Below are 11,331 nucleotides of genomic sequence, written 5' to 3'. Positions count from 1 at the left end.
AGATATTCAAAAATAGTCCTTCTTTCCCTATCCTGCCTCGTTTGTTTCATAAGAAAAAGTTGCCTCCTAAAATAATTGCCAATAACTCACTAAACTTTACTAAATCACCACACAATAAGAATAATACTCGCTAGCCCCCAAACTGTGGTTCCCACTATCCACCAAACGGTTTGGGTAGTTGAATTTTTCTTCCTCTCCATATTTCTTTTTATATAAGTGAGAACATGGGACGAGAGATTTTGGGGAGGTTTATTTATGTTTTCAGTCGATAATTATGTTGCTTCAATTAAATCCAATCTTGAGAAACAATCGGATTTGTTAGTAGCGAATCTCAAAAAAATTCTTTCTTACAATTTCTCTTCCGATATTGATTTGCTGGATTTTTCCGCATTTATCGAACCTACAAGGTTTGAATTATCAATAATATGTTCTCGATGGATAAAGAAGGTAACGAAGTCTTCTATGAAGGAAATGATACAATGGTATTTGCAGGCAGTATAGAGGTACTTCCAGAAGTTGAGTATCATCAACTAAACAAAAGTCAATTATGTTTTTCACGATGAGTGTAAATCATTTGATTTAAAGAGTAATCAGTTTATTGATGATGATGAAAAATGGTCATAAGTATTAAAAATACTATTGATTTTCAATCTATACAAAACCAACTAATAGTTAGTTTGTGATGCGTTGCACTTTAACAATCGGGTGCTTTAATTACACAAAGAGATGGTCAAAGCGGTCTCATTTTTTATGGAACTAACGGGCAGATTTGTTGAAGAAGGATATTTTCCCGTTTTAAGCGAATTAGAATTTCAAACAAACCTTACACGAATACAGGTATTGAAAATAACAGGAACATAGGAGGTATGAGATATGAAGATCAATAGAATAGATCATGTGAGTATAAACGTAAATGATCTTTCAGAGGCTAAAGCGTTTTTTCTTGATTTAGGACTTGAAGTGCAAGCGGAATGGGAATTGGATGGAGAACAGTTGGACAGAATAGTTGGGCTTAATGATGTTAAAACGGCATGTGTAGGATTGGGGATGCCAGATGGTCAGGCATGGATAGAGCTAGTCAAATTTTATACGCCGTCAGATGAAAAAGATATTCAGCAACCTTTTGCAAATACGCTGGGTATCCGACATATTTGCTTTGCTGTTGAAGATATTGAAGCTATTGTTGCAAAATTGAAAAAGAAGGGAACAGAAATCTTTAGTGAGATACAGCAATATGAAGAAAGTTATAAGTTATGCTACGTTCGTGGTCCAGAGGGAATTATTTTAGAGTTGGCGGAGAAAATCAGATAAATATTGAATGGGACTTTAAATGATTTAGATCTCCAACGTTAAAGATTTCTTCTTAAACTATCGGGTGCGTTAGTGAAATAAGGAGCAATAAAATAATCAATCTTTTCACAAAAAAACTTCTTTAAAATATAAGAAAGCTATCGTTTTGATCAATCTTTATTCAAAACGATAGCTTTTTTATATTTGTGGATTAGTACACTTATGATTGGGTGCTTTTGTTTAGAAGGAAATTAAATATTTTTGGTTAGAAAAAAGGGATGTCTCAAAATTGAGACATCCCTTTAAATTTTCTAGAGTATAACTTACTTTCAAGGAATACAACTTACTTTTAATAAAGCAATTTATTTCAAATCTACAACACCTTACTCCACAGTCACACTCTTAGCCAAATTACGTGGTTTATCAACATCGCAATCACGGTGTAGAGCTGCATAGTAAGCAATTAGTTGTAATGGAATAACAGAGACAAGAGGTGTTAGTAATTCATGCACGGCTGGTAGAACGAAGCTATCGTCTTCTTCTTCTAAGCCTTTCATAGAAATAATGCATGGATTCGCACCGCGGGCAACTACTTCTTTAACGTTACCGCGAATGCTTAGGTTAACAGCTTCTTGAGTAGCTAGAGCGATTACTGGTGTGCCTTCTTCGATTAAGGCAATCGTACCGTGTTTCAGCTCGCCGCCAGCAAAACCTTCTGCTTGAATATAGGAAATTTCTTTCAGTTTTAAGGCACCTTCTAATCCTACGAAGAAGTCCATTGTGCGTCCAATGAAGAAACAGTTACGTGTTATTGATAAGAATTCACGTGCAAGGCTCTCCAGTTGTTCTTTCGACTCACATAGTACTTCCATCGCATTAGCTACAATACCTAATTCGTGCACTAAATCGATTTGAGATTCTAATCCTTTTGCCGTTGCTGTTACGTTAGCAAGAATAGAAAGAACCGCGATTTGTGCAGTGTATGCTTTTGTAGATGCTACTGCGATTTCTGGACCAGCATGTAGAAGAAGAGTGTAGTCTGCTTCACGAGAAAGTGTTGATCCTGGAACGTTAGTAATCGTAAGAGCTTTGTGGCCAAGTTCTTTAACTGATACAAGTACAGCACGACTATCCGCTGTTTCTCCACTTTGTGAAATGAAGATGAACAATGGCTTAGCAGATAGAATTGGCATATTGTAGTTGAACTCAGAAGCTACGTGTACTTCTACTGGAATCTTTGCCATACTTTCAATGAACTGCTTACCAACTAGACCTGCATGATAACTTGTTCCACAAGCTACGATATAGATACGATCTGTATCTTTCATTGCTTGTAAAATGTCAGCAGCAATTGTTAGTTCACCTTGGTCATTTTGGTACGCTTGAATGATTTTACGAGTTACAAGTGGTTGCTCATCGATTTCCTTCAACATATAGTGAGGATATGTGCCTTTTTCAATATCACTTGCATCTAATTCAGCTGTATACGCATCTCGTTTTACCACTGTGCCATCAAGCTTCTTAATCGTAATCATTTCTTGTGTTACAATTACGATTTCTTTGTCCATTAGCTCTACGAATTGATCCGTTACTTGCAGCATTGCCATTGCATCTGAAGCAACAACATTGAAGTTATCACCCACACCAACTAGAAGTGGACTTTTGTTCTTTCCTACGAAGATGGTTCCATTATTTTGCTCATCTAGAAGAGCTAGAGCGTAAGATCCTTTTAGTAGTGTCAGCGTTTTACGGAACGCTTCTTCAACAGAAGAGTTGTCTTCTTTTACGAATTTCTCAATAAGAGCAACGATTACTTCTGTATCTGTTTCACTTTTAAAAGTAACATCTTGTAAATACTCACGCTTTAAGATTTGATAATTCTCGATTACCCCGTTATGAACAAGTGTAAAACGTTCTGAAGTGCTTTGATGTGGATGAGCATTAACAGTGCTTGGTACACCGTGAGTTGCCCAACGTGTATGACCAATACCTGTTTGTGCAAATACTGTTTCATCAACTACTTCACGTAAATCTGCAATACGACCTTTCTCTTTGAACACTTGTACTCCAGAATTGTTCATAACAGCGATTCCCGCAGAATCATAACCTCTATACTCAAGCTTTTCTAAGCCTTTAAGCAAAATTTCTTTCGCATCTTGATTTCCTATATATCCAACGATACCACACATAATTGTTCCTCCTAATATAGAAAGAAGGGAACAAGTATGTCCGTGGGGACAAACTTGTCCCCTTATCTCTGATCTATTTATAGTTTTAGTTTCGTGCATTTTCCACTCGTTGTCGAAAAGGTTACCCTTTTGTTTTGGAGAAGAAATCTACAGCTGTGCACTTCAACTGGGAGGTACCCGCCGAAAAATCGATAAACCTCCACCTCGTCAACTAAACAGCTCCACCGGTTTAGTTCAGGCGCTTTGTAATACATCTTTACTTTAAAAAATCTTTCGCTATCCTTTCTTTAGATTTGGAGTATCATTTTAGAATTTGTATTCCAAAAACAAAATAATCATACCTTAAGTTAAACAATCCGTCAACATTCTTGTAAAATCACACCAGATTCTAACTTAAAGCAGTTTTTACCCTTACAATAAAAATATGCATAAGAAGCTAATGTGTGCCTCTTATGCATATTCATGTACCTTTTATATCTACTTCTTAAACCTAAATGTAGGAAGTATCTACAAAATGTATAGATAAAGGGTTGTTTTTTTGAAGATCTTATAGACCCATTTCTTTCTCTACAACCGTGCAAATGCGTTCTACATAATCATTACATTGCTCTTGCGTTGGTGCTTCTGCCATTACACGTACAAGAGGCTCTGTACCTGATGGACGTACTAAAATACGGCCATTTCCGTTCATTTCCGCTTCAACTTCAGAAATGATTGCAGCTACTTTTTCATTATCCGTAACATGGTGTTTATCCGTTACTTTTACATTCACAAGCTTTTGAGGATATTTCTTCATTTCACTTGCAAGCTCAGATAATGGTTTTTTCGTAGCTTTCATAATATTAACTAATTGAAGACCTGTTAATAAGCCGTCTCCTGTTGTGTTGTAATCAAGGAAAATAATATGACCTGATTGCTCACCACCAAGATTATAGCCATTCTTCTTCATTTCTTCTACTACGTAGCGATCACCAACAGCTGTTTGCTTACTATTGATTCCTTGCTCTTCTAGTGCTTTATAGTAGCCTAAGTTACTCATGACAGTAGAAACCACTGTACCATGCTTTAATCGGCCATTCTCTTTCAAGTACTTACCGCAAATATAAAGAATTTGGTCACCGTCTACAATTTCACCATTTTCATCAACAGCAATAATACGATCGCCATCGCCATCGAACGCTAAACCAACATCTGCTCCTTTTTCCTTAACGAATGCAGCTAAGCTTTCTGGGTGTGTAGAACCAACACCATCATTAATGTTAAGACCATTTGGAGCTGATCCCATCGTAGAGATGTCTGCTTCTAAATCAGCAAATAAATGCGTAGCTAATGCCGACGTTGCACCATGAGCGCAATCTAGTGCTACGTGTACACCAGTGAAATCTTCGTCTACTGTTTGTTTTAAATATGATAAATACTTTTGGCCACCTTCGAAGTAATCGTTCACTTGACCTAAGTCCTTACCTACTGGTCTTGGCAATGTGTCTTCAGGAAGATCCATTAAAGCTTCAATCTCTGCTTCTTGGTCATCAGATAACTTAAAACCATCACTTCCAAAGAATTTAATCCCATTATCCGCAACAGGATTATGAGAAGCTGAAATCATAACGCCTGCTTCAGCACTTAATACTTTTGTTAAGTATGAAACACCAGGTGTTGAAATAACACCAAGGCGCATTACTTCTGCTCCAATGGATAGTAAGCCTGCCACTAATGCTCCTTCAAGCATATGTCCAGATATACGAGTATCACGACCAATTAATACCTTTGGACGACGATCTGTATGTTTTGTTAGTACGTATCCTCCGAAGCGCCCTAATTTAAAAGCTAACTCAGGCGTTAATTCACTATTTGCGACGCCTCTTACTCCGTCAGTACCAAAATATTTACCCATTATAAAATTCTCTCCTTCATGTGTTTTATTGTGAAATTAGCACAATAAAGTCATCCTAGCATCAGTGATTTAAATAGCACTGATATTTATGTGAACCAATCGTTTTTCTTTACTATCTAAATTTTTGTAAATGACTACAGAATGATACGAATAGTTACTTCGTAGATTGGTATCTCAAAAAGGTTCTGTATTATTCTTTGTAATTGAAATTCGAGCTGTTGAAACTGATATTTTTGCTTCAATATTCGCAGGTGTTTCAACTTTTAATGATACTGTATGCTCTCCTTCTTGCAAACCTTGAACTTGAACTGAGACTTGAATATCAGATGCCTTTAAACTGTCAAGATCACTTTGCTTTCCCGTGACTGAAACACTTGTGTTGCCACCACTTGGTGATATAAAGGCTAGCTCATATTCATCTCCTAAATCTCCATATTGAATGGGAATATTAGAAAATGTTTTCGATGCATTTGCTTCTTCTCCAGTTGGCGGCTGTTCTTCTTCTGTTTTTTGCTCTTCATTGTTTTCTTCAGAGGTATCTTCGCCCTCTTTTGTGGTAACTGATACTCTTACCTTTATCTCTTGTATAGAGGAACCTTTAATACCATCTGGAAGATCAATTGGAACGGTGTACACCGTATTTTTCTCAACTTTACTTACATCAACTGGAATCTGTAAAGTATCAATCGCATCTAAGACTGATTTTTTCCCAAACAATGTAATTTCTTTCGGATCTGCCGAGATGCTATCAATTTCGATTCCCTTTTTCGGCTCACCAGTTGCTACTGGTTTAATCTTTATCGTTTTCGTAGGGCTCTTAATCGGAACTTCTACTTCTACAACATTAGGATTAATAGAAACATCTAATTTATTCAGTTCCCGATCTAATGCTTGTACTTGTACTTCTCGATAGATTGTATCGTTAGCACCAGCTCTGATGTTAATAATAGCTTTTACATAAGCGATTTGTTCAATAACATCTTTTGCACCAGTTATTTTAACTTTCCCTGGGTTAACCTTTGGCTCCTCAGCAATATAGCCTTCTTCTAATAGAGAACGATTATACTCTGGTTCAACTGTAAATTCTTTTGTTATTTTTTCCTGAATGGAAACTTCAACAGAACCAGGTTCAATCGTATAATCAATATTTTCATTTAAGTCCTTAATTTTAAAGGAAACTTTTTTATTTCCTAATGCAATTTCAGGATCTGATAAATCAACATATACTTTGAAATCACGCTTTTTTGCAGCTGGAATCATAATATTTTTTGGTCCATTTAATTTAACATCAACGGTTTTTGGAACACCTGTTACGACTAAATTATCGCGATCGTAATACACTTCAACAGGTACATTCTCCACAACTTGTGTATCTTTCTCTGATGGTGTATTCAATATGGATTCCCGGCTATCAATATTAACAGATATATATAATAAAGCGGCTAAAGATAAAGCTACTACTCTCATAAACCAAGGGGTTTCAACCAATTTATCCATTCTTCTTCACCCTCCAATTCCATCGAGTCTGAGAAGTTGGCTTATACACATCCACCAACTCTTTCATTAACATCTCTTTGAATTCTTCTGGGTTTAAGTTTCGGTGAAGCTCACCATTTCTCGCTAATGAGATGCCTCCGGTTTCCTCAGATACAATAACAGTTAAACTATCTGTTACTTCACTGACACCAAGGGCTGCTCTATGCCTAGTACCTAACTCTTTAGATATGAATGGACTTTCAGAAAGAGGTAAGTAACATGCCGCCGCTGCTACCTGATTTTTTTGAATAATAACAGCACCGTCATGCAACGGAGTATTTGGAATAAAGATATTGATTAATAACTCTGATGAAATCTTCGAATCTAAAGCAATACCTGTTTCAATATATTCCGTTAAACCAGTTTCTCTTTCAATTGATATAAGAGCTCCGATACGTCGTTTTGCCATGTAAGCAGTAGCCTTGGCAATAGCTTCAACTGCCATCACTCTTTCATTTTCTTCTTGGAAAGCACTTCTTGAGAATATTTTTCCTCTACCTAATTGTTCAAGCGCTCTTCTTAATTCTGGTTGGAACAATACAATGATAGCAATAAATCCCCAATCCATCGCTTGATCCATTAACCATTCAAGTGTATTTAAACCAAATAAACCACTTAAACTCCTTACAACAACAATAACAAATATACCTTTTAATAATTGAACGGCTTTAGTGCCTTTAATAACCATTAATAATTTATATATAACAAACCATACTATGAGAATATCCGCAACATTCGTAATGATATCAAAGAAAGTAAAGTTAGCTAATGACATGTTACTTCCTCCATTTTATAAGTATGCAATTACCTTTTAGTTTTCAATAACTTCACTATTATATCATATATTAGCCATACGCTCATAAAAAGCATACCCTCATTAATCAAATATCGCTTCCAATTTTGTTTATGATTATACAAAAAAAGTCATCCAAACTAGTTGGATGACTGAACATCTTCAGGGTTTTTTATCAAATTGACGAGTTGTTTTGTACCATCTTTAATTTGATACCAAAGCCATTCAAACATTTCATCTATTTCTTTAATTTCACCTGAAACAGAACCTGCAGAAGCAAGATATTTTTCCCCATTAATTACTGTCACATTGCCATCAACTTCACCTTCGATTTTGATGTTACCGTTTCTTACCACAACATCACCTGAAACAGTTTTACCTTCTGGAACAATCACAGTATCGTTCTCCACGACTAATTCAGGTTGCTTAGAGAAAGAGAATTGATAATCCTCTTTCCAGTAAGACATGATCGAACCACCCATTAATACAACAAAGAGTGAAGCTGCTGTTAGAAAGGGATGATTTTTAAACCACCTTTTCATTCCTACTTTTCTTTTTTCCTTGGGTAAATTCGCCATAACTTTTTGTGTGAAGTCAGAAGGAGCTACCATATTAGACGTACTTTGGACAAAAAGGATTGCTTTCTTCAATTCGTGAAAATGTGCTTGGCAATCTACACACTCTTGCAGATGATGTCGCAGAATACTTTCATGTTCCACACTAATTTCATTATCTAAATATTCATGCATATATTCTATTATTTCATTTGAACATTTCAATATAATCACCTGCTTTATTATAAATTGCTCAATTGCTTTCTTAAAGCTTCTCTTCCTCGGTGGATTCGAGTTTTAATTGTGCCAATTGGCATATCCAGTATTTTACCAATTTCTTTCAGAGATAGTTCTTCAATATACTTTAAAACAATTACAGTTCGATACTTTTCAGGAAGCTTCATGATTTCTTTTTGAATCGTATCATGTAATTCTAAGCTTTCAACTTCATCTGAAGGATCCTCTGCATCCGAAGCTATTTGGGAATACATATTTAATCCATCTGTTCCAGCTACTTCTGCATCTAAATAATAATCGGGTTTCTTCTTTCTTATACGATCAATACATAAATTAGTTGCAATACGATATAGCCATGTAGAGAATTTAAGCTTTATGTTAAACGTGTGTATATTAACATATGCTTTGACAAAAGCTTCTTGTGCCATATCTTCTGCTTCATGCCGATTACCAAGCATACGAAAACAAAGTTGAAATACTTTATCTTTGTAAATTTCAACTAATTCCCCGTAAGCGTTTTGATCTCCCTTCAAAACTTGTTTAATTCTTTGTTTGACCAGTAATTCCATTTCCTTTTTGACCTCCGCTCTATGCGGCTATACGATATTTACGTATCGTAAGCATAAAGGTTTCAAATAAATTTCTTTTTTATATTAACAAATTTTTAATTTCTTCGTTTACTAGACCTTGAATATGGGTAAAAAATGGCATCTTACTATTATGAAAGGTGGAATATATCATGATAAATGATGTTTGTCAACTAAACCTTAGAATTGAACAAACACGAAAAAAAATGGTTGTACTCGCCTCTCATACTTCCATAAACAATCAAGATGTTATTTCCATTAGTAAAGAACTTGATAAGCTCATCAATTACCATATTCTTCTCACAATGAAGCAGTAGCTAAAATCAGCTACTGCTTCATTAGTCTTATAAAAGTACCTCACCAAATAAAGAACCCATTAAAGCGACGGCAACAGTCGCAGTTTTATTTCTTTCATCTAGTATTGGATTTACTTCAACGAACTCAGCGGACGTAATAAGACCAGACTCTGCTAGAATTTCCATCGCTAAGTGACTTTCACGATAACTGATTCCACCAAGTACAGGTGTACCAACCCCAGGTGCATCAATAGGGTCTAATGCATCTAAATCTAATGATAAATGTACACCATCTGTCTTATCTTTTAAATATGCAATAGATTCTTCCATCACTTTCGCCATGCCTAAGCGATCTATCTCATGCATTGTGTATACTTTAATATGCAATTTCTTTATCAATTCTTTTTCACCTTGATCAAGCTGCCTTGCCCCAATTATCACGATATTTTCGGCTTTCACTTTCGGTGAATACTGTAAAATATTAGTGAATATTTTTTCTCCCAATCCCAAACTAGCTGCCAAGGACATGCCGTGTGCATTACCCGAAGGACTTGTTTCCATTGTATTCAAATCTCCATGTGCATCATACCAAATTACACCTAAGTTTCTATAGTGCTTTGCAATCCCTGCAATACTACCCATTGCAATGCTATGATCCCCACCGAGTATTAGAGGGAAACTACCTGTTTCTACAATATCATCTACTTTGGAAGCCAACACTTCATTGACTTGAGCAACTATTTCAATATTGTTTATATCATTTTTATAAAAATGATTATTTATTTTATGTTTGACGACAATATCGCCAAGATCGTGTACGACATAGTCTAACCTTACTAACCTTTCAACGACCCCAGCATACCTAATAGCACTTGGTCCCATATCAACCCCTCGACGCTTCTGTCCCATGTCCATAGGTACTCCAATAATGGAAATATGCTTGTTCATTTGCATCCCCCTTTTCCATTGACTACCACTATTTTATCGTAGATAGTGGTAGTCAATCAATAAGAGCATAAAAAAAGCTATAAACCTAAAAGGTTTATAGCGAAATAATAGTATGTAGTGTAATGGTGGAGCCTAGCGGGATCGAACCGCTGACCTCCTGCGTGCAAGGCAGGCGCTCTCCCAGCTGAGCTAAGGCCCCTATGAAAATATGTAAAATGAGCCATGAAGGATTCGAACCTTCGACCCTCTGATTAAAAGTCAGATGCTCTACCAACTGAGCTAATGGCTCGATTAATGGCTGGGCTAGAAGGATTCGAACCTTCGCATGACGGAATCAAAATCCGTTGCCTTACCGCTTGGCTATAGCCCATTAATTTAGATCACAAAAATAGGTGGTACGTATATAATATCCTGTTTTTAAGATTTATATAACTTGTCCACTATTATAAAAAATAAATGGTGGAGGGGGGCAGATTCGAACTGCCGAACCCTAAGGAGCGGATTTACAGTCCGCCGCGTTTAGCCACTTCGCTACCCCTCCACGCGCAATATATAAAATAAATGGTGCCGGCGAAAGGAGTCGAACCCTCGACCTACTGATTACAAGTCAGTTGCTCTACCAACTGAGCTACACCGGCATTTATGGTGGAGGATGACGGGATCGAACCGCCGACCCCCTGCTTGTAAGGCAGGTGCTCTCCCAGCTGAGCTAATCCTCCATAAGATTATTGGTGACCCGTACGGGATTCGAACCCGTGTTACCGCCGTGAAAGGGCGGTGTCTTAACCGCTTGACCAACGGGCCAATTCATTTATTCTCATTAATAAAGCTTCCAACCGGGCTCGAACCGGTGACCTCTTCCTTACCATGGAAGTGCTCTACCTGCTGAGCTATGGAAGCAATATATGGCTCCGCAGGTAGGATTCGAACCTACGACCGCTCGGTTAACAGCCGAGTGCTCTACCACTGAGCTACTGCGGAACAATAAAAGCCTGGCAACGTCCTAC

Annotated in this window: 10 protein-coding genes and 9 tRNA genes; 3 read left to right on the top strand and 16 right to left on the bottom strand. The window is 36.8% G+C overall.

Features of this window, described 5'->3' with window-relative positions; translation table 11 throughout:
• Nucleotides 1-255: 255 nt before the first annotated feature.
• Both V7014_RS14210 and V7014_RS14205 read left to right on the top strand, forming a co-directional pair.
• Nucleotides 256-501, top strand: coding sequence for a hypothetical protein (locus tag V7014_RS14210; protein ID WP_335508098.1), 246 nt, complete (start codon nucleotides 256-258; stop codon nucleotides 499-501).
• A gap of 372 nt (nucleotides 502-873) precedes the next feature.
• Nucleotides 874-1,311 carry a VOC family protein gene (locus V7014_RS14205; protein WP_093274033.1) on the top strand — a complete coding sequence of 146 codons (438 nt, stop codon included), beginning with the start codon at nucleotides 874-876 and terminating at the stop codon, nucleotides 1,309-1,311.
• 362 nt (nucleotides 1,312-1,673) lie between these two features.
• Here the strand turns inward: V7014_RS14205 and glmS are convergent, their stop codons facing one another.
• The 6 genes from glmS to sigW form a co-directional block, all read right to left on the bottom strand.
• Complete coding sequence (glmS, locus tag V7014_RS14200; RefSeq protein ID WP_335508097.1) at nucleotides 1,674-3,479, bottom strand: glutamine--fructose-6-phosphate transaminase (isomerizing); 1,806 nt, start codon at nucleotides 3,477-3,479, stop codon at nucleotides 1,674-1,676.
• A gap of 547 nt (nucleotides 3,480-4,026) precedes the next feature.
• Nucleotides 4,027-5,373, bottom strand: coding sequence for a phosphoglucosamine mutase (glmM, locus tag V7014_RS14195; protein WP_335508096.1), 1,347 nt, complete (start codon nucleotides 5,371-5,373; stop codon nucleotides 4,027-4,029).
• Between the two features lie 174 nt (nucleotides 5,374-5,547).
• Nucleotides 5,548-6,870: a CdaR family protein gene (locus tag V7014_RS14190; RefSeq protein ID WP_335508095.1), complete on the bottom strand. Its 1,323-nt coding sequence runs from the start codon at nucleotides 6,868-6,870 to the stop codon at nucleotides 5,548-5,550.
• The gene (cdaA, locus tag V7014_RS14185; protein WP_335508094.1) at nucleotides 6,863-7,684 is read right to left on the bottom strand and encodes a diadenylate cyclase CdaA; all 822 of its coding nucleotides are present in this window, start codon (nucleotides 7,682-7,684) and stop codon (nucleotides 6,863-6,865) included. Before cdaA ends, V7014_RS14190 begins: the two co-directional genes overlap by 8 nt.
• 158 nt (nucleotides 7,685-7,842) lie before the next feature.
• Nucleotides 7,843-8,481, bottom strand: coding sequence for a zf-HC2 domain-containing protein (locus V7014_RS14180; RefSeq protein WP_335508093.1), 639 nt, complete (start codon nucleotides 8,479-8,481; stop codon nucleotides 7,843-7,845).
• Between the two features lie 17 nt (nucleotides 8,482-8,498).
• Nucleotides 8,499-9,062, bottom strand: coding sequence for an RNA polymerase sigma factor SigW (gene sigW / locus V7014_RS14175; RefSeq protein WP_335508092.1), 564 nt, complete (start codon nucleotides 9,060-9,062; stop codon nucleotides 8,499-8,501).
• A 170-nt stretch (nucleotides 9,063-9,232) separates the two neighbouring features.
• Here sigW and V7014_RS14170 point away from each other — a divergent pair, with 170 nt between their 5' ends.
• Nucleotides 9,233-9,397 carry an aspartyl-phosphate phosphatase Spo0E family protein gene (locus V7014_RS14170; protein ID WP_335508091.1) on the top strand — a complete coding sequence of 55 codons (165 nt, stop codon included), beginning with the start codon at nucleotides 9,233-9,235 and terminating at the stop codon, nucleotides 9,395-9,397.
• A 27-nt stretch (nucleotides 9,398-9,424) separates the two neighbouring features.
• On the opposite strand, the gene rocF is transcribed toward V7014_RS14170, so the two are convergent.
• The 10 genes from rocF to V7014_RS14120 form a co-directional block, all read right to left on the bottom strand.
• Nucleotides 9,425-10,324 carry an arginase gene (rocF, locus tag V7014_RS14165; protein ID WP_335508090.1) on the bottom strand — a complete coding sequence of 300 codons (900 nt, stop codon included), beginning with the start codon at nucleotides 10,322-10,324 and terminating at the stop codon, nucleotides 9,425-9,427.
• Between the two features lie 123 nt (nucleotides 10,325-10,447).
• Nucleotides 10,448-10,523, bottom strand: a tRNA-Ala gene (locus V7014_RS14160).
• A gap of 17 nt (nucleotides 10,524-10,540) precedes the next feature.
• Nucleotides 10,541-10,613 (bottom strand) — tRNA-Lys (locus V7014_RS14155).
• A gap of 6 nt (nucleotides 10,614-10,619) precedes the next feature.
• Nucleotides 10,620-10,694 (bottom strand) — tRNA-Gln (locus V7014_RS14150).
• Between the two features lie 87 nt (nucleotides 10,695-10,781).
• Nucleotides 10,782-10,865, bottom strand: a tRNA-Tyr gene (locus V7014_RS14145).
• A 21-nt stretch (nucleotides 10,866-10,886) separates the two neighbouring features.
• Nucleotides 10,887-10,962, bottom strand: a tRNA-Thr gene (locus V7014_RS14140).
• Nucleotides 10,963-10,967: 5 nt separating this feature from the next.
• Nucleotides 10,968-11,043: transfer RNA gene (locus tag V7014_RS14135), tRNA-Val, on the bottom strand.
• Nucleotides 11,044-11,053: 10 nt separating this feature from the next.
• Nucleotides 11,054-11,128, bottom strand: a tRNA-Glu gene (locus V7014_RS14130).
• A 23-nt stretch (nucleotides 11,129-11,151) separates the two neighbouring features.
• Nucleotides 11,152-11,224 (bottom strand) — tRNA-Thr (locus V7014_RS14125).
• 6 nt (nucleotides 11,225-11,230) lie between these two features.
• A tRNA-Asn gene (locus V7014_RS14120) sits at nucleotides 11,231-11,305 on the bottom strand.
• Nucleotides 11,306-11,331 lie beyond the last annotated feature (26 nt).

Source organism: Bacillus sp. JJ722 (assembly GCF_036963345.1).
Taxonomy (GTDB): Bacteria; Bacillota; Bacilli; order Bacillales; family DSM-1321; genus Bacillus_AD.
Note: the sequence above shows the minus strand (reverse complement) of the source record. Positions and strands in the feature narration are given on the sequence as shown.